The organism is Limnohabitans sp. T6-5 (assembly GCF_003063315.1).
In the GTDB taxonomy this organism is placed as follows: domain Bacteria; phylum Pseudomonadota; class Gammaproteobacteria; order Burkholderiales; family Burkholderiaceae_C; genus Limnohabitans_A.
Map to the genome: position 1 here is coordinate 483004 of NZ_NERV01000003.1, position 18033 is coordinate 501036.

Consider the following 18033-nt stretch of genomic DNA (forward strand, 5'->3'; position numbering starts at 1 on the left):
AGGTAATTGTTGACATCAAAAAAGTCGCGCAAGTTATTGTTCTTGCGCGACTTTTTTATTTGAGTAAACTCTGGGGCACAATCCACGTATTCATTTCCAGTCGATGCTGCCCATGCGTTCCAAATCAGCTCATTCTATTTTTTCGTCCCGATTTTTGGGGCTTGCTTTTGTGCCTCTCATCTCCGCTGGTTTGTGGAGTCTTGCGCTGACGTCTCCTGCAGTTGCTCAAACGAGCGTTCATCATGGAGCCCTCAAAAAGCATGCAATGGTTGCGGAACATAAAGCGATTAAAAAGACGCGGTTCAATAGCGCAGGCAGCAAAACTTTCGTCTCATCTCGTATTGCTGCCATGCCATTGCAGGCATCATTTGGGCAAATGGCTGGATTGCACACCACATCTGACCCTTTGGATCTGCGCTCAAGCGTGGCCTTGGTGATTGATCAGGATACTCAGGAAGTGTTGTTTCGCAAGAATGACCAAGCTGTGTTGCCCATTGCGTCGTTGACCAAATTAATGACAGGGTTGGTTATTTCTGATGCCGATTTGCCCATGTCTGAGATGATCACGATCACTCAGGACGATGTGGATACCGAAAAGGGCAGTTCTTCACGTTTGGCGGTTGGTACGGTGCTCAGCCGAGGGGATTTGTTGCATCTTGCATTGATGTCCAGTGAAAACCGGGCGGCTCATGCTTTAGGTCGGACTTTTCCGGGTGGACTGGATGTTTTCGTGGCACGAATGAATGCACGGGCCAAAATTTTGGGAATGACGGATACCCGCTACGTCGAGCCAACGGGATTGTCCAGCCGCAATCAGTCGAGTGCCAAGGATCTGGCTGCATTGGTCGCGGCAGCTTACAAGGAGCCCGTGCTGCGGGAATTGTCGACTTCTCATGGTCGCGAGATTGAGGTGGGCCGTCGCACATTGCAATACAACAACACCAATCGCTTGGTCAAAAGCCCTCAGTGGGATATTGGCATCCAGAAGACGGGTTACATCTCTGAGGCTGGACAATGTCTGGTGATGCAGGCTCAGGTGGCTGGGCGCAAATTGATCATGGTGTTTCTGGATTCGGCAGGCAAACTCAGTCGAATTGCTGATGCGGAGAGGGTACGTCGCTGGGTTGAAAAATCACCCGGCATGTCGGGCATCAAACATTTGGCGTTGGACAATCGCCAGCCCGGATGATGATGACGTTGATCCATGAGAAAAGGCCCTGCGGGGCCTTTTCTCATGGGTTTCACTGGAACACGCAACACGCAAGGCTTAACGCTCCGCGTGGTATCCCAGTGTGGTGGAAATTTCTCGGGCGGTGGCTTGCAGTTTGGGCAGCCAGCCTTCATCGAGTCGGTCTGCTGGTGCCGAGATGGACAAACCGGCCAGTAACTTGCCTTGGTCATCGTAAATACCTGCGGCAATGCAGCGCACGCCAAGTTCGAGTTCTTCATTGTCGCGTGCAATGCTGTACTGCTTGACGCGTGACAGCTCCCGTTCGAGAACAGGCAGTTGGGTGATGCTGTTGCGTGTTTGACCTGGCAGGCCCGTCCTGCTGGCGTATGAGCGAACCCTCAGAGGATCGTCTGCAGCCAAAAAAAGTTTGCCCACAGAGGTCAGATGCAATGGGGCTCGGCCCCCAATGGCTCGCACTACCTGCATACCTGATCGTTCGCTGTAAGCGCGCTCAATGTACACAATTTCATCGCCTTGGCGCATGCTTAAATTCACGGGTTGCTGGATCAGTTTGTGCAACTCGCGCATAGGCGTAAGTGCCGCATCACGAACATTCAAGCGGCCTTTGACCAAATTCCCAAGCTCCAGTAGCCGCATGCCCAGGCGGTAGTTGCCTGCTTCCGGGCGGTCGACAAACCGGCCAGTTGCCAAATCATTGAGAATACGGTGCGCAGTTGAGGGGTGCAGGCCTGTTTTTTCGCTGATTTCCTTGAGTGAGATGGCTTCTTCCCGTGAGGCAAGCACATCAATCAAAGAGAACATCCGTTCTATGACTTGAATGGTCGGGGTCTGTGGAAGGGCTGTGTCTTTTTTCATCGTGTGGGATAAATACGATTGAATTTTACACTGTGAAAAATATGTGTATTTTCAAGGCATCACTTGCCATAGTCCTTGAATCCTGACTTCACAAGGTTGGAACCGGGATTTGTAATTCATTTTGGGACTGCTTTCAATCCAATAGCCCAGATAGACATGCGGCAATCCCAACTGAGCAGCTTGCTGAATTTGCCAAAGCACACCATAGGTGCCATAGCTGGCCTGATCGTCCGGTTCATAAAAGGTATAAACCGCAGAAAGACCATGATTGAGAATGTCCACAATGCTGACCATTTTCAGTGGACCCAATCCGCCGTCTTCAGCGGGTTCTCGAAATTCGATCAAGCGCGAGTTGACGCGACTTTGTAGCAAAAACTGGCTGTATTGATCGACGTTGTCCTGATCCATTCCGCCACCCACATGGCGGGTGTTCTGATAGCGCAAATACAAAGCATAGTGCTCCGCATCCAATTGCAAATCAAGAACGCGGACTTTCAAGTGCTGATGCAATTGCTGAGCGCGACGCTGACTTCTGTCCGGCGTGAATGTTGCCACATTGACTCGCAAAGGCATGCACGCTTGGCAGCTGTCGCAGTAGGGTCGGTAAGTGAACATACCGCTGCGGCGAAAACCTTGCTCAACCAGATCCGAGTAAACCTCGTTATGAATCAGATGGCTGGGCGTCGCTACCTGAGAACGCGCAGAGCGGTCCACCAGATAACTGCATGCGTAAGCAGCCGTTGCATAGAACTGAAGTGGCAGCAGGTGAAGGTCTTTGAGATGGGTCACGGTGTCTGGTTGAAAGCCGTCAACGCATGCCAGTTTAAAGTTTGATCAGCCCAGGAAATGTTGGGTTTGATCTGCTCATTTTGGATCAGCTGCACAAAATCTGATCGGGGCATTTCTTGGGCGCCCATGGACGCTAAGTGCGGGGTGTTTTGTTGGCAATCTATAGTGGGCAAGCCGTGTTTCAGGCAAACACTGACCAAGGTGGCCAGCGCCATTTTGGAGCCATCGGTCAATGTGGTGAACATGGATTCACCAAAAACGGCATGGCCCAGTGCCACGAAGTAAAGACCAGCCACCAGTTCACCGTCCAGCCAGACTTCTACGCTGTGCGCATGTCCTTGTCTGTGAAATTCCTCGTAAGCCGAAATCATGGCAGGAACGATCCAGGTGCCCTTTTGGCCCGCTCTGGGGGCCTGGCTGCATCGCCGAATGACTTGTCCAAAAGCGCGGTCAAAGCTCAATTCAAAGTCTGGGTGCAGCAGCCAACGCTTGAGTGTTTGTCTCAGAGATCTGTGAAATCGGAATCGTGAGGCATGAAGCACCATGCGGGGGTCAGGACTCCACCAGAGTACAGGCTGGCCCATGCTGAACCAGGGGAATATGCCTTGGCTGTAGGCCTCGTGCAGACGTGTTGCCGTCAAGTGTTTGCTGGCGGCCAATAAACCGGGTGCGGGTGACAAAGCATTCCAAGCCGAGGTTGCGCACGGCAAAGGCTTGCCGGGTTCAATCCAGGGCAACTCCGGTGCGTGCTGAGCTTTTTCCATATTTTTGATTACACAATAAAAGTAGACGGCTGATGCGATTGAGGGGTGAACCATTGTTTTTTTGGGTTTATCCTTTTGGCTTGATGTTGCCCAAGACTTTCCCGATCCTTGATTTGTGAGCACCGACCTTCCATTGCCTGACTTTTCCGCCAACTGGTTACGCCCTGAATGGCCTGCACCGGCCCGTGTCAAGGCACTCATGACCGATCGCCATGGGGGTGTTTCTTCGCCGCCATGGGACAGCATGAATCTAGGGGACCATGTTGGAGATACAGACTCGGATGTCTTGATCAATCGAGATCGCTTGGCGCAGGCCACGGGGAGCAAACCCGTTTTTTTGCGTCAGGTGCATGGGGTCGATGTGGTTTTTCTGGACCCCACGCTGTCCGATGATGTCGCTGCAGATGCTTGCATCACAGACCGTTCTGACAGGGTCTGCACCATCATGGTTGCCGATTGCTTGCCGGTTTTGCTGTGTGATTCCTCGGGGCAATGGGTGGCTGCGGCGCATGCAGGTTGGCGAGGACTGGCGGGGCAGCACGGTATTGGCGTCCTTGAACGGCTGATGGAGTCCACCCCCTCCAGTGAGGCTCGAGATATTCTGGCTTGGCTTGGGCCTTGCATCGGGCCTCAGGCATTTGAAGTGGGGGCCGAAGTGAAAGAGGCATTTTGCGGTAACGACTCTGACGCGCATGCATGTTTTACGCCGACCACGAATGGCAAATTTCTGGCCGATTTGGCAGGCTTGGCCAGAAGGCGCTTGCAGCGCATGGGAATCACGCAAATTTTTGGCAACAACAGCCAGCCCGCCTGGTGTACCGCATCGCAGGCTTCACGGTTCTTTTCGCACAGAAGGGACAGTCCGATCCTGGGCCACAGTGGGCGAATGGCTGCCTGCATCTGGCTCGACAGATGACGCACAAGAGGAATTCGGTTCTTGTTGATGTGCCTCTTGTCGTCGGATTTCACGACGACGCAAAGGCGTGCCCATCAGATACATCGCCAGTGACATGGGCAGCACGCCATACAAGAGGAACGTGATGACGGCTCCGAGAATCGTTCCTTGGGAACTAAAGGCTTCGGCCAACCCCATCAGAAGCGTGACATAAAGCCACGCAATAACGAGCAAATACATTTTGTTTTCAAGTTGTAATTTAGGCGACATCAAAGTGAAAGATACTTGATTCATCGGAAGCTAAAAAAACGTGAATTTCAGGAGACAACCCATGAACGCATCTTCCCCCGAATTCTGGACCCAAATGAGCCAGGGGTTTCAACAAAATTTGACCAAAAGCTGGGGGCAGGCCATGCAGCACTTCCAAACCATGGATCTGGGCGGTTTCAAGCCCGATGCTGCCGAGAGTGCACCTCAGTTGAAGTTTTCCCCCGAAAAGCTTCAAACCTTGCAAGGGCAGTACTTCAAGGACGCTTCCGAGTTGTGGAATCAGAGCCTGCACAACAGCCTGCAAGTCAAAGACCGTCGGTTTTCGGGCGAGGCCTGGGCATCCAACCCGGTGGCGGCCTTCAATGCGGCAACTTACCTGCTCAACGCACGCACCCTGATGGGCCTGGCCGATGCGGTGGATGCGGATGCCAAAACGCGCAGCCGAATTCGTTTTGCCATTGAGCAATGGGTGGCAGCAGCGGCCCCAAGCAACTTCCTGGCCTTCAATGCAGAAGCTCAGCGTAAAGCCGTAGAAACCAAGGGCGAGAGCATTGCCCAAGGTGTGAAGAACCTGGTGCACGACATGCAGCAGGGCCATGTGTCAATGACCGATGAAAGTTTGTTCGAAGTTGGCAAGAACGTGGCGACCACAGAAGGCGCTGTGGTGTTCGAGAACGAATTTTTCCAGTTGATCGAATACAAACCCTTGACCGCCAAGGTTTACGAAAAGCCGTTCTTGCTGATTCCGCCTTGCATCAACAAGTTCTACATCCTGGATCTCCAGCCTGAAAATTCCCTGATCCGCTATGCCGTCAGTCAAGGCCACCGCACTTTCGTGGTCAGCTGGCGCAATCCGGATGAGTCCATGCAGGACAAGACCTGGGACGACTACATCGAACATGCGGCGATCAAGGCGATCCAGACGGTGCAAGGCATCACCGGCGCGCCCCAGATCAATGCATTGGGCTTCTGCGTGGGGGGCACCATCCTTTCCAATGCCCTGGCTGTGTTGGCCGCGCGTGGAGAAAAACCGGTGGCCAGTGCCACGTTCCTGACCACGCTGATCAACTTCACAGACACCGGCATCCTGGATGTGTTCATTGACAACAACTTCGTCAAGTTCCGCGAGATGCAAATGGGCCAAGGCGGCTTGCTCAAAGGCCAGGATCTGGCCTCGACCTTCAGCTTCCTGCGCCCGAACGACCTGGTCTGGAACTACGTCGTGGGCAACTACCTCAAGGGCGAAACACCGCCTCCATTCGACCTGCTGTACTGGAACAGCGACTCGACCAACTTGCCTGGTCCTTTCTACGCCTGGTACTTGCGCAACACCTATCTGGAAAACAACCTGGTCAAGCCGGGCAAAACCAAGGTGTGCGGTGCGGCCATTGACTTGCGCAAACTTGATTTGCCCGTGTACGTCTATGGATCACGCGAAGACCACATTGTGCCCATTGGTGGTGCGTATGCCAGCACCCAGGTGCTGCCTGGCAAAAAGCGTTTTGTCATGGGGGCATCCGGCCACATCGCTGGCGTGATCAACCCGCCTGCTGCGAAAAAGCGCAGCCATTGGTTGCGTGAGGATGGTCAGTTCCCGGCCGATGTCAACGAGTGGATCGACGGCGCCAAGGAAATCTCTGGCAGCTGGTGGACCGATTGGTCGGATTGGCTCAAGGGTCATGCTGGCAAGCAAATTGCCGCACCCAAAACTTATGGCAAGGGCGCCAAGTTCAAAGCCATCGAGGCGGCCCCTGGCCGTTATGTGAAGGCCAAGGCCTGATTGATTTTTTATTGGAGACAAACATGGAAGACATCGTCATCGTTTCAGCCGCCCGCACCGCCGTGGGCAAGTTTGGTGGCTCGCTCGCCAAAACCCCCGCCACCGAGCTGGGCAGCATCGTCATCAAGGGCTTGCTCGAGCGCAGCGGTTTGCCTGTAGACGCCATTGGTGAAGTCATCATGGGCCAGGTGCTGGCCGCAGGCGTGGGCCAAAACCCCGCCCGCCAAGCCATGATGAAAGCCGGTGTGGCCAAGGAAACACCTGCACTCACCATCAACGCCGTGTGCGGCTCGGGCTTGAAAGCCGTCATGCTGGCCGCGCAAGCCGTGGCCTGGGGCGACAGCGAAATCGTGATCGCTGGCGGCCAAGAAAACATGAGCGCCAGCCCGCATGTGCTGAATGGCAGCCGCGACGGCCAGCGCATGGGCGACTGGAAGATGACCGACACCATGATCGTGGACGGTCTGTGGGACGTCTACAACCAGTACCACATGGGCATCACCGCCGAAAACGTGGCCAAGGCCCATGGCATCACACGCGAAATGCAAGATGCCCTGGCGGCAGGCAGCCAGCGCAAAGCGGCTGCTGCCCAAGAAGCGGGCAAGTTCAAGGACGAAATCGTCGATGTGCTCATTCCTCAGCGCAAAGGCGATGCCTTGGTGTTCAACACCGACGAATTCATCAACAAGAAAACCAGCGAAGAAGTGCTGGCCGGTCTGCGCCCAGCCTTTGACAAGGCCGGTAGCGTCACCGCTGGCAACGCTTCAGGCATCAACGACGGCGCTGCCGCCGTGATGGTCATGAGCGCCAAGAAAGCTGCTGCCCTGGGCCTCAAGCCCCTGGCCCGCATTGCCGCCTTTGGCACCAGCGGTCTGGACCCCGCCCACATGGGCATGGGCCCCGTGCCTGCTTCGCAAAAGGCCCTGGCCCGCGCCGGCTGGAAAGCTGCTGACGTGGACTTGTTCGAGTTGAACGAAGCCTTTGCCGCGCAAGCTTGCGCCGTGAACCAAGCGCTGGACATTGACCCGGCCAAGGTCAACGTCAATGGCGGTGCGATCGCTATCGGTCACCCCATCGGCGCGTCCGGTTGCCGCATTTTGGTGACCTTGCTGCACGAAATGCAGCGTCGTCAGGCCAACAAGGGCTTGGCTGCGTTGTGTATTGGCGGCGGCATGGGGGTTTCGCTGGCCGTCGAACGCGTCTGATGATTTACCGTTTGCATGCCCTGGCTGACGCACTGCCCATCATCAAGGGCTGCCAGCAGGTGCGTGTGAAGCGGGTGCACTGAATTTTTTTATCCACTTCACTCATAACAAGGAGACAACCATGAGTCAAAAAGTAGCTTACGTCACAGGTGGCATGGGCGGCATCGGAACCGCGATTTGCCAGCGTCTGCATCAAGAAGGTTTCAAGGTCATTGCTGGCTGCGGCCCAACCCGGGACTTCAACAAATGGCTGGACGAGCAAAAAGCCCTGGGCTTCACGTTCTACGCATCGGTGGGCAACGTCGGTGACTGGGATTCCACTGTGGAAGCCTTCGGTAAATCCAAGGCCGAGCACGGCAGCATCGACGTGCTCGTCAACAACGCTGGCATCACCAAGGACCGCATGTTCCTGAAGATGAGCCGTGACGATTGGGATGCTGTGATGAATACCAACCTGGACTCCATGTTCAACGTGACCAAACAAGTGGTTGCCGACATGGTGGAAAAAGGCTGGGGCCGCATCATCAACATCTCATCGGTCAACGGCGAAAAAGGCCAGGCTGGCCAGACCAACTACTCGGCTGCCAAAGCCGGTATGCACGGTTTCTCGATGGCCCTGGCCCAAGAGATGGCCACCAAGGGCGTGACTGTGAACACCGTGTCGCCTGGCTACATCGGTACCGACATGGTCAACGCCATCCGTCCTGATGTGCTGGAAAAGATCGTGGCCACCGTGCCCGTCAAGCGCTTGGGCAAGCCCAGCGAAATCGCCTCCATCATCGCCTGGCTGGCCAGCGAAGAGGGCGGTTACGCCACTGGCGCTGACTTCTCGGTCAACGGCGGTCTGCACATGGGCTGATGCCCTTGCCTTTGGGCAAAATGTGCATGGGCTTCGCCCACAAAAAAACCCGCCTAGGCGGGTTTTTTTGTGTCTGTCGCACAAGCTTTAGTGCCCGCCGCTTTTGCCTGCACCCACCATCTGCATGGCCGAAGCGATCAGCCCCGAGACCTCGGTCATGTTGCCCGGCACGATGAGGGTGGTCTTGGCGTCTTGCGCCACTTTTCCGAAGGCCTGCACCGCTTGCTCGGCCACCTTGAGCTGCACGGCCTGCTCGCCCCCGGGTTGACGGATAGCTGAGGCAATCCGTTCGATGGCCTGCGCTGTGGCTTCGGCCACAGCGGTGATGGAGGCGGCTTCGCCTTGCGCTTTGTTGATGACCGCCTGTTTTTCGCCTTCAGAGCGGGCGATGAAGGCCTCTCGTTCGCCTGTGGCGATGTTGATCTGCTCCTGGCGGCGGCCTTCGGAGGCGGCGATCAGGGCGCGCTTCTCACGTTCTGCCGTGATTTGTGACTGCATCGCATGCAGAATTTCATTGGGCGGCGTCAGATCCTTGATTTCATAGCGCAGCACCTTGACACCCCAGTTCAGGGCCGCTTCGTCGATGGCGGCGACCACTTGAGCGTTGATGATGTCGCGCTCCTCAAAGGTCTTGTCCAGCTCCAGCTTGCCGATCACGCTGCGCAAGCTGGTTTGTGCCAGCTGCGTCACGGCCATGATGTAGTTGGACGAGCCATAACTGGCCAATTTCGGGTCGGTGACCTGGAAGTACAGGATGCCGTCGACTTGCAGCTGGGTGTTGTCACGCGTGATGCATATCTGGCTGGGCACATCCAGCGGGATTTCCTTCAGACTGTGCTTCTGGATCACGTTGTCCACAAAGGGCACCACAAAGTTCAGGCCGGGTGTGAGGCTGGCGTGGTACTTGCCCAGACGCTCCACCACCCAGGCATGCTGCTGGGGCACGACCTTGACGGTTTTGATGACAAACAAGACGGCGATGACCAGAAAAAGAATGGCGATTTCCATGCGAAGACTCCCTTTTGTAAAACAGTGATCAGATTTTTTCGAGCACCAGGCGACTGCCCTGAATGGCTTGGATGCGGTGTGTGCCAGGTGATGGCTCGGGTGATGGTGAATGTGCCGATGAGTAAATGGCTGTCCAGTTGGCTCCCCGGTGTTTGACCTGAGCAGTGCCTTGAGTATCCCAGGCCACGACTTCTACGGTTTCGCCAATGTCCAGGTGCTGCGCGCTTGGGGCTTGCGCCTCGCGGCGCAGGCTTTTTTGCCGCCACAGCACCACCGCCAGACCGCCGATCAGGGCGGCTGTCACCAGTTGTGTGTTCAAGCTTGTGCCCATGTGTGCAGCCAGTGCTGCCGCCACCGCACCAATGGCCAGCATCAGCAAATAAAAGGTGCCAGACATCAGTTCGGCGGCCACCAGGCCCCCGGTCACCAGCCACCAAATCGTTGCATCGTTCATGTGTACTCCCTGAAATTGGATGTTCCGATGCCGCATGCTACCTGTTTGCCCGGCACTGTGGCGCGAAGGGATCGGGCTGGGCAAGGATAATCAACCCCCATGCAATTTCCTGAACCCCAACGCTGGCGCTTGTCTGTGGCCCCCATGATGGATTGGACAGATAGGCATTGCCGTTTTTTCCACCGCCTACTTACCCGCCACACCTTGCTTTACACCGAGATGGTGACCACAGGTGCCTTGCGCCACGGCAGTGTGCAGCGGCACCTGCGTTTCAACGCCGAAGAGCACCCCGTGGCATTGCAGCTGGGCGGCAGTGACGCCGCCGATTTGGCGCACGCGGCCAAGTTGGGGCAAGAGTGGGGTTACGACGAGATTAACCTCAACTGCGGCTGCCCTTCAGACCGTGTGCAGCGCGGCGCTTTTGGGGCGTGCCTGATGAACGAGCCGCGCACCGTGGCCGATGGCGTGAAGGCCATGCTCGACGTGGTCGATGTGCCCGTCACGGTCAAGCACCGCATTGGCATCGACCGCATCGAAAGCTACGACTTTGTGCGCGACTTTGTGGGCACGGTGAGCGATGCCGGATGCAAGGTGTTCATCGTCCATGCCCGCAACGCCTGGCTCGACGGGCTGAGCCCGAAAGAAAACCGCGAAATCCCGCCGCTGCGCTATGAGCTGGCCTATCAGCTCAAACAAGACTTTCCGGGGCTGCTGATCGCCGTGAACGGCGGCATCAAGACCAACGAAGAAATTGCCCTGCATCTGCAGCACGCCGACGGCGTGATGATTGGCCGCGAGGCGTACTACAACCCTTGGCTTCTGGGCACTTGGGACGCCACGTTTTTTGATGACACGCATGAAGTGCTCAGCCGTGAAGCGGTGGAAGAGGCCATGGTGGCCTACATGGAGCGCGCCTTTGCCGAAGACGGCTGCCCTTGGTACGCCATTGCACGGCACATGTTGGGGCTGTACCACGGGCAACGTGGTGGCCGTTTGTGGCGACAAGTCTGGAGCGACCACAAGCTCAAGCCCTTGCCGCCGCGTGAAGTCTGGCAATTGGCGCGCGCCGCATTGGCCAGGGGCGCGGTGGTTACTGACTGATTTATTGGGCGGCCTGCAAGCCGTTCATGAAGTGCGCTGACATGCGCTCGGCGGCCACTTCGGCTTGGCGCGCGGCCAGCGCTTGAACAATCTCACGGTGTTCGGCCAGTGATTGCTCAATGCGGCCCTCTTTGAACAAGGAGCTGTGCCGGTTGAGCTTCATCACTTTGCGCAGGTCGGCCACCATTTGGTCGCGCCAACGGTTATCGGCAATGTCCATCAGCAGCATGTGGAAGGCTTCGTTGATCTCAAAAAAGCGGTCTCGGTTGTCCATCGCTTTTTCCAAGTCCTGATGCAGGGTCTGAATCTGGGCCATTTGTGCCTCACTGGCGCGTTGGGCCACCACGCGGGCCGCGTCGGACTCGAGCAGGGCCAGCAGGTGGTAGACGTCGCGCAGGTCTTTTTCGCTGACTTCTGTGACATAGGCGCCCCGGCGCACTTTCATGGTCACGAGACCTTCGGCGGCCAGGACTTTGAGGGCTTCACGCAGCGGGGTGCGGCTGATGCCCAGCGCCTCGGCAATGCGCAACTCGTCGATCCAGCTGCCGGGCTCCAGTTCGCGCGCAAAGATGCGCTGGCGCAGCAGTTCGGCAACTTCTTCATACAGGGCGCGTGGAGCGAGTGACAGGGCGGACATCGTGTGCTTGATCAGGGGTGCAGAACGGGCTCAGTCAAGGTGGGCTTGACAGGCATTTCAGATGCCGAATTGTAAGCGGGTTAAAATATTCTGCATCAATAATTATGAATCACGGTACTTGTAAGCCGGTAGGCAGCCATGGGCTGCCAAAATCAGCACAAGTTATTTTTGTCTCGAAAGTGGTGAGCCATGTCGTCCCAATCCTTTGAATTCAATGCTTCCAACCTGGAAGCCTGGCAAAAAGCAGCGGTCAAATCTGCCCCCGGTGGCGATGTCTCTGCCCTGAACTGGAAGACGCCCGACGGCATCATTGTCAAGCCGCTTTACACCGCCGAAGACACGGCCAATTTGCCTTACGCCAACACGCTGCCGGGCTTTGAGCCTTTCTTGCGCGGGCCGCAGGCCACCATGTACGCCGTGCGCCCCTGGACGATCCGCCAATACGCCGGTTTTTCGACTGCCGAAGAGTCCAACGCTTTCTACCGCAAGGCCTTGGCTGCAGGCGGGCAGGGCGTCTCGGTCGCGTTCGATCTGGCCACGCACCGAGGCTATGATTCCGACCACCCCCGTGTGGAAGGCGACGTGGGCAAGGCCGGTGTGGCCATCGACTCGGTCGAGGACATGAAGATCCTGTTCAACGAGATCCCGCTGGACAAGGTATCGGTCTCGATGACCATGAACGGCGCGGTGCTGCCGGTTTTGGCTGGTTATGTGGTCGCCGCCGAAGAGCAGGGCGTCTCGCAAGACAAACTGAGCGGAACCATTCAGAACGACATTCTGAAAGAGTTCATGGTGCGCAACACCTACATCTACCCGCCCGAGCCGTCGATGAAGATCATTGGCGACATCATCGAGTACACGGCCAAGAACATGCCCAAGTTCAACTCGATCTCGATCTCGGGTTACCACATGCAAGAAGCCGGGGCTAACCAAGCGCTTGAGATGGCCTTCACCTTGGCGGACGGCAAAGAGTATGTGAAGACCGCCATTGCCAAGGGCATGGACGTGGACGATTTCGCGGGCCGCTTGTCCTTCTTCTGGGCTGTGGGCATGAACTTCTACCTGGAAATCGCCAAGATGCGTGCCGCCCGCCTGCTCTGGTGCCGCATCATGAAAGGCTTTGACGCCAAGAACCCCAAGAGCTTGATGCTGCGCACGCACAGCCAGACCTCGGGCTGGTCGCTCACAGAGCAAGACCCTTACAACAACGTGGTGCGCACCACCATCGAAGCGATGGCGGCCGTGTTTGGCGGCACCCAGTCGCTGCACACCAACTCGCTGGACGAAGCCATTGCGCTGCCCACCGAATTCAGCTCGCGCATCGCCCGCAACACCCAGCTGATCATCCAGGAAGAAACCCACATCACCAACGTGATCGACCCTTGGGCCGGTTCATACATGATGGAGAGCCTGACGCAAGAGATGGCCGACAAGGCCTGGGCGATCATCGAAGAAGTCGAAGTCATGGGCGGCATGACCAAAGCCGTCGATAGTGGCTGGGCCAAGCTCAAAATCGAGGCCGCCGCCGCTGAAAAGCAAGCACGCATCGACTCCGGCAAAGACGTCATCGTCGGCGTGAACAAGTACAAGCTGGCCAAAGAAGACCTGGTGGACACTTTGTCGATCGACAACGTCAAAGTGCGCGACGGCCAGATCGAACGCCTCAAGGCCATCCGCGCCAGCCGCGACAGCGCCAAGGTGCAAGCCGCTCTGGACGCTTTGACCGCTTCAGCCGAGTCCGGCCAGGGCAACCTGCTCGACCTCTCGATCCAAGCCATCCGCCTGCGGGCCACCGTGGGCGAAGTCTCCGACGCGCTGGAGAAGGCCTTTGGCCGCCACCGCGCCGACACGCAAAAGGTGACCGGTGTGTACGCTGCCGCTTACGATTCGGCCGAAGGCTGGGAACAACTGCAAAAAGAAATCGCCGAGTTCGCTGACCAGAACGGCCGTCGCCCCCGCGTGATGATCGCCAAGCTGGGTCAGGACGGCCACGACCGGGGCGCCAAAGTGGTCGCCACCGCTTACGCTGACCTGGGCTTTGACGTGGACATGGGGCCGCTGTTCCAGACGCCCGAAGAGTGCGCTCGCCAGGCGATTGAAAACGACGTGCACGCCGTGGGCGTGTCGACCCTGGCCGCAGGACACAAGACCTTGGTGCCCGCCATCATTGCCGAGCTCAAAAAGCAGGGCGCGGACGACATCATCGTGTTCGTGGGCGGCGTGATCCCGCGCCAAGACTACGAGATGCTGTACGACGCGGGCGTCAAAGGCATCTACGGCCCCGGTACCCCGATCCCGGCCAGCGCCAAGGATGTGCTGGAGCAGATCAAGAAGGCTTTGGCTTGAAGTTGCCTGTGATACAGTAATACGGTATCACAAGCATTTTCAAGGAGTCTGCTATGGCTGTATCCGTTCGACTGGAACCTCTGCTTGAAAAAGAGCTGGAGTTGACCGCCAAACGCATGGGCGTGACCAAGTCACAGTTCATTGTTTCTGCGCTGGAGAGGGCATTGGGACGCAAGAATCCCTATGACCTGCTGCTCAAGGTGCAAGCGGAGGTGCGAGAGCCTTTGCCAGAAGGCAATGAATTCCTTTCGCCAACCAAGGCGGCCATTCGGTCCAAACTCAAAACCAAACGGGATGCCCATCAAGCCGATTGGCTGGCTTTTCAAGAGGCCAAAAAGCAGGGCAAAGTGTGGTCTGGCTCAGACCAGGAAACGGACAAACCGTGAAGGTGGCTTTGATCGACACCGGACCCATGGTGGCACTGTTTGACGCCAGTGATGTGGCGCATCGGCACTACACCAGCTTGTTGGCTGAAAACTGGCGGTTGACGACCACCTGGCCGTGTGTGGTGGAGGTGTGCCATTTTCTGGGTGCCAATGCCGTCCAGCGATTTTTGAGATGGGTGTCCGAAGGTGGCGTCATTGTGTTCCCGTTTGATGTCTCGAACCTCCCCGACTTGGCGGAGTTGATGGCGCGTTATACCGCTGAGCCTCGCACAGAAATGGACTTGGCCGATGCCTCTTTGGTGTGGTTGGCGCAAGACACGAACACCCTCAACGTGATGACCATGGATGTGCGCGACTTCTCGCGTTATCGCCTGCCCGATGGGCGGCATTTTGAGATCTTGTGAGGCCATGCACATGAAGCTCAACAACCCGTTCGCTCAGTCCGACCTGGACATGCAGGACATCAAAGGCGATCACTACGGACTCATGAACCCTGCGCTGAAAATTTTGCGTACCGAGGGGCTGGTGTGTTTGCTGTTGGCGTTGACCTTGTACCAAGTGCAAGGGTTTTCTTGGATGACATTCGGATTGTGGTTTTTCCTTCCAGATGCGGCCATTCTCGTCTACGTGTTGGGCAACGAACGTGTTGGCATGTGGGCTTACAACATGACCCACAGCACACTGGGGGCGGGACTGTTGGCACTGCTGGGGCTCGGACTCGATGTGCCCATGCTGTTGCAAGCTTCACTGATCTGGTTTTCGCACATTGGCTTAGACCGTGCCTTGGGCTTCGGACTGAAGTTCCCCTTGGGCTTTCGCGTGACACATTTGGGAGTGTTGCGCGGCATGAGGGACAAAGCATGACGCCCGAGCAATTGCTCCGGGGTCTGTTGCACGGCAACGCTGCCGGGCAGCGCCGTGCCATGGCCAAAGCCATCACGCTGCTGGAATCAACGCGTGCGGACCACCGCGCCCAAGCCGACGAACTGCTCACAGCCATGTTGCCGCACACGGGCAACTCATTCCGCTTGGGCATCAGCGGTGTGCCGGGCGTGGGCAAGTCCACCTTCATCGAGGCCTTGGGCCTGTACCTGATAGGTCAAGGCCACCGTGTGGCGGTGCTGGCGGTGGACCCTTCCAGCACCGTGTCGGGCGGGTCGATTTTGGGCGACAAGACCCGCATGGAGCACTTGTCCGTCCATCCGCAGGCCTACATTCGCCCCAGCCCCAGCAGCGGCACCTTGGGCGGCGTTGCCGAGAAAACCCGCGAGTCCATGCTGGTCTGCGAGGCCGCAGGCTACGACGTGGTCATCGTTGAGACCGTGGGCGTGGGCCAAAGCGAAACCGCCGTGGCCAACATGAGCGACATGTTTGTGCTGCTGCAATTGCCCAATGCGGGTGACGATCTGCAGGCGATCAAAAAAGGCGTCATGGAGATCGCCGATTTGGTGGTCATCAACAAGGCCGACATCGACGCCATCGCGGCCACCCGGGCGCAATTGCAGATCACCAGCGCCTTGCAGTTGCTGGGCATGCACGCCTCCTCGGGTCACATGCACGGCGATGACAGCGTCTGGCACCCCAAGGTGGTTCAGATCAGCGCGCTCCTGAACCAGGGCGTGGACAGCTTTTGGGCCGCGGTGAGTGAATTCAAGGCCATCCAATTGAAGAACGGTCGCTTTGGCATACGTCGCCAACAACAAGCCCTGTCGTGGATGTGGGAGCGCATCGATGCCGGTCTGAAACAAAACTTTCGGGCGCAGCCGCAAGTGCAAACCCTGCTGCCCCAACTGAGTCAACAAGTCGGGGCGGGCCAGCTGGCCGCATCGACCGCTGCCCGTCAACTGCTCAGCGCCTATGAAACGAAAAGTCAAAGCGCGGGCTTCATTTGAAATCTTCCTGAAGAAAAGAGAGAACCACCATGCAAGACATCCTTGAACAACTGGAAAAAAAGCGCGCTGCGGCCCGCTTGGGTGGCGGGCAAAAGCGCATTGACGCGCAGCACGCCAAAGGCAAGCTCACAGCCCGTGAGCGCATCGAGGTCTTGCTGGACGAAGGCACCTTCGAAGAGTGGGACATGTTCGTTGAACACCGTTGCACCGACTTCGGCATGGAAGGCAACAAGATCCCCGGCGACGGCGTGGTCACCGGTTACGGCATGATCAACGGCCGCCTGGTGTTTGTGTACAGCCAGGACTTCACCGTTTACGGCGGCGCTTTGTCCGAAACACACGCCGAGAAAATCTGCAAGGTCATGGACCAGGCGATGAAGGTCGGCGCACCCGTGATCGGCCTGAACGATTCGGGCGGTGCCCGCATTCAAGAAGGCGTGGCTTCACTCGGCGGTTATGCCGAGGTGTTCCAGCGCAACGTGATGGCCTCGGGCGTGGTGCCCCAGATCAGCATGATCATGGGCCCCTCGGCCGGTGGCGCGGTGTACTCGCCAGCGCTGACCGACTTCATCTTCATGGTCAAGGACACGTCTTACATGTTCGTGACGGGCCCGGATGTGGTCAAGACCGTGACCCACGAAGAAGTGACCGCCGAAGAACTGGGCGGCGCCGTGACCCACACCACCAAGAGCGGTGTCGCAGACATGGCCTTCGAGAACGACGTGGAAGCGCTGCTCATGCTGCGCCGCCTCTACAACTACCTGCCACTCAACAACCGCGAGAAGGCCCCGGTGCGCAAGAGCGGCGACCCGACCGACCGCATGGACATGAGCCTGGACACCCTGGTGCCCGAGAACCCCAACAAGGCCTATGACATGAAGGAACTCATCGTCAAGACCGTGGACGATGGCGACTTCTTTGAGTTGCAACCCGACTATGCCAAGAACATCCTGATCGGGTTTGCCCGCATGGACGGCCAGACCGTGGGCATCGTGGCCAACCAGCCTTTGGTGTTGGCCGGATGTCTCGACATCAAGAGCTCCATCAAGGCCGCCCGCTTTGTGCGCTTTTGCGATGCGTTCAACATCCCTGTCATCACCTTTGTGGACGTGCCCGGTTTCATGCCCGGTACAAGCCAGGAGTTCGGCGGCATCATCAAGCATGGTGCCAAGCTGCTCTACGCGTACGCCGAGTGCACCGTGCCAAAAATCACGGTCATCACACGCAAAGCCTACGGCGGTGCGTACGACGTGATGGCCTCCAAGCACCTGCGCGGCGATGTGAACTTCTCTTGGCCCAATGCCGAAATCGCGGTGATGGGAGCCAAGGGCGCGGTGGAAATCATTTTCCGCGAAGACAAGGGCGACCCTGAAAAGCTCGCTGCCAAAGAAGCCGAATACAAAGCCCGCTTTGCCAACCCCTTTGTGGCGGGCGCACGCGGCTTCATCGACGACGTGATCCAGCCGCACGAAACGCGCAAGCGCATCTGCCGCTCGCTGGTCATGCTCAAAGACAAGAAGATTGAAAACCCATGGCGCAAGCACGGGAACATTCCACTTTGAGGTTCAGCGTTTGGCGTTCAGTGTTCAGCGTATTGAAC

At 57.4% G+C, this 18033-nt stretch carries 19 protein-coding genes; 12 read left to right on the forward strand and 7 right to left on the reverse strand.

What is annotated here, in order from left to right:
• The first annotated feature begins 112 nt into the window (after positions 1-112).
• Positions 113-1189, forward strand: coding sequence for a serine hydrolase (locus B9Z51_RS13885; protein WP_108376023.1), 1077 nt, complete (start codon positions 113-115; stop codon positions 1187-1189).
• Between the two features lie 78 nt (positions 1190-1267).
• Here the strand turns inward: B9Z51_RS13885 and B9Z51_RS13890 are convergent, their stop codons facing one another.
• Genes B9Z51_RS13890 through aat form a run of 3 tightly spaced genes read right to left on the reverse strand, consistent with a single transcriptional unit; the run spans position 1268 to position 3600 of the window.
• Positions 1268-2047, reverse strand: a complete 780-nt coding sequence (locus B9Z51_RS13890) for an IclR family transcriptional regulator (protein WP_108375675.1) — start codon at positions 2045-2047, stop codon at positions 1268-1270.
• 51 nt (positions 2048-2098) lie between these two features.
• Positions 2099-2836 carry an arginyltransferase gene (locus B9Z51_RS13895; protein ID WP_108375677.1) on the reverse strand — a complete coding sequence of 246 codons (738 nt, stop codon included), beginning with the start codon at positions 2834-2836 and terminating at the stop codon, positions 2099-2101.
• Positions 2833-3600 (reverse strand): leucyl/phenylalanyl-tRNA--protein transferase, encoded by a 768-nt coding sequence (gene aat, locus B9Z51_RS13900; protein WP_108375679.1) that lies wholly within the window; start codon positions 3598-3600, stop codon positions 2833-2835. The genes B9Z51_RS13895 and aat overlap by 4 nt, the downstream gene beginning before the upstream one ends.
• A gap of 244 nt (positions 3601-3844) precedes the next feature.
• On the opposite strand from aat, the gene pgeF reads away from it, so the two are divergent.
• A complete protein-coding gene (pgeF, locus tag B9Z51_RS13905; RefSeq protein WP_369959258.1) occupies positions 3845-4516 on the forward strand; it encodes a peptidoglycan editing factor PgeF in 672 nt (223 codons plus the stop codon).
• Here the strand turns inward: pgeF and B9Z51_RS13910 are convergent.
• Complete coding sequence (locus tag B9Z51_RS13910; RefSeq protein ID WP_369959260.1) at positions 4433-4789, reverse strand: hypothetical protein; 357 nt, start codon at positions 4787-4789, stop codon at positions 4433-4435. The two genes, pgeF and B9Z51_RS13910, sit on opposite strands and share 84 nt — an antisense overlap.
• 37 nt (positions 4790-4826) lie before the next feature.
• Between B9Z51_RS13910 and phaC the strand changes: the two genes are divergently transcribed.
• The 3 genes from phaC to phbB all read left to right on the forward strand — a co-directional run bounded on the left by phaC (position 4827) and on the right by phbB (position 8609).
• Positions 4827-6545 carry a class I poly(R)-hydroxyalkanoic acid synthase gene (gene phaC, locus B9Z51_RS13915; RefSeq protein ID WP_108375685.1) on the forward strand — a complete coding sequence of 573 codons (1719 nt, stop codon included), beginning with the start codon at positions 4827-4829 and terminating at the stop codon, positions 6543-6545.
• Between the two features lie 23 nt (positions 6546-6568).
• Positions 6569-7750 (forward strand): acetyl-CoA C-acetyltransferase, encoded by a 1182-nt coding sequence (locus B9Z51_RS13920; protein ID WP_108375687.1) that lies wholly within the window; start codon positions 6569-6571, stop codon positions 7748-7750.
• A 121-nt stretch (positions 7751-7871) separates the two neighbouring features.
• Entirely contained in the window at positions 7872-8609 is a 738-nt protein-coding gene (gene phbB, locus B9Z51_RS13925) for an acetoacetyl-CoA reductase (RefSeq protein ID WP_108375689.1), read from the forward strand.
• Between the two features lie 87 nt (positions 8610-8696).
• Here phbB and B9Z51_RS13930 read toward each other — a convergent pair whose 3' ends face one another.
• Together B9Z51_RS13930 and B9Z51_RS13935 are read right to left on the reverse strand one after the other, a co-directional pair.
• The gene (locus tag B9Z51_RS13930) at positions 8697-9617 is read right to left on the reverse strand and encodes an SPFH domain-containing protein (RefSeq protein WP_108375691.1); all 921 of its coding nucleotides are present in this window, start codon (positions 9615-9617) and stop codon (positions 8697-8699) included.
• Between the two features lie 28 nt (positions 9618-9645).
• The gene (locus B9Z51_RS13935; RefSeq protein ID WP_108375693.1) at positions 9646-10071 is read right to left on the reverse strand and encodes an NfeD family protein; all 426 of its coding nucleotides are present in this window, start codon (positions 10069-10071) and stop codon (positions 9646-9648) included.
• Positions 10072-10170: 99 nt separating this feature from the next.
• On the opposite strand from B9Z51_RS13935, the gene dusA reads away from it, so the two are divergent.
• Positions 10171-11172, forward strand: a complete 1002-nt coding sequence (dusA, locus tag B9Z51_RS13940) for a tRNA dihydrouridine(20/20a) synthase DusA (protein WP_108375695.1) — start codon at positions 10171-10173, stop codon at positions 11170-11172.
• 1 nt (position 11173) lies between these two features.
• Here the strand turns inward: dusA and B9Z51_RS13945 are convergent, their stop codons facing one another.
• Positions 11174-11809 (reverse strand): GntR family transcriptional regulator, encoded by a 636-nt coding sequence (locus tag B9Z51_RS13945; protein ID WP_108375697.1) that lies wholly within the window; start codon positions 11807-11809, stop codon positions 11174-11176.
• Between the two features lie 189 nt (positions 11810-11998).
• On the opposite strand from B9Z51_RS13945, the gene scpA reads away from it, so the two are divergent.
• Genes scpA through B9Z51_RS13975 form a run of 6 tightly spaced genes read left to right on the forward strand, consistent with a single transcriptional unit; the run spans position 11999 to position 17995 of the window.
• Complete coding sequence (gene scpA, locus B9Z51_RS13950; protein WP_108375699.1) at positions 11999-14155, forward strand: methylmalonyl-CoA mutase; 2157 nt, start codon at positions 11999-12001, stop codon at positions 14153-14155.
• A 53-nt stretch (positions 14156-14208) separates the two neighbouring features.
• Positions 14209-14541, forward strand: coding sequence for a hypothetical protein (locus B9Z51_RS13955; RefSeq protein ID WP_108375701.1), 333 nt, complete (start codon positions 14209-14211; stop codon positions 14539-14541).
• On the forward strand, positions 14538-14945 hold the full coding sequence (locus tag B9Z51_RS13960; RefSeq protein ID WP_146187773.1) for a type II toxin-antitoxin system VapC family toxin: 408 nt from the start codon (positions 14538-14540) through the stop codon (positions 14943-14945). The genes B9Z51_RS13955 and B9Z51_RS13960 overlap by 4 nt, the downstream gene beginning before the upstream one ends.
• Positions 14946-14955: 10 nt before the next feature.
• Positions 14956-15405 carry a DUF4260 family protein gene (locus B9Z51_RS13965; RefSeq protein WP_233254972.1) on the forward strand — a complete coding sequence of 150 codons (450 nt, stop codon included), beginning with the start codon at positions 14956-14958 and terminating at the stop codon, positions 15403-15405.
• Positions 15402-16433, forward strand: a complete 1032-nt coding sequence (gene meaB / locus B9Z51_RS13970; RefSeq protein WP_108375705.1) for a methylmalonyl Co-A mutase-associated GTPase MeaB — start codon at positions 15402-15404, stop codon at positions 16431-16433. The genes B9Z51_RS13965 and meaB overlap by 4 nt, the downstream gene beginning before the upstream one ends.
• Before the next feature lie 29 nt (positions 16434-16462).
• On the forward strand, positions 16463-17995 hold the full coding sequence (locus B9Z51_RS13975; protein ID WP_108375707.1) for an acyl-CoA carboxylase subunit beta: 1533 nt from the start codon (positions 16463-16465) through the stop codon (positions 17993-17995).
• The last annotated feature ends 38 nt before the right edge of the window (positions 17996-18033 follow it).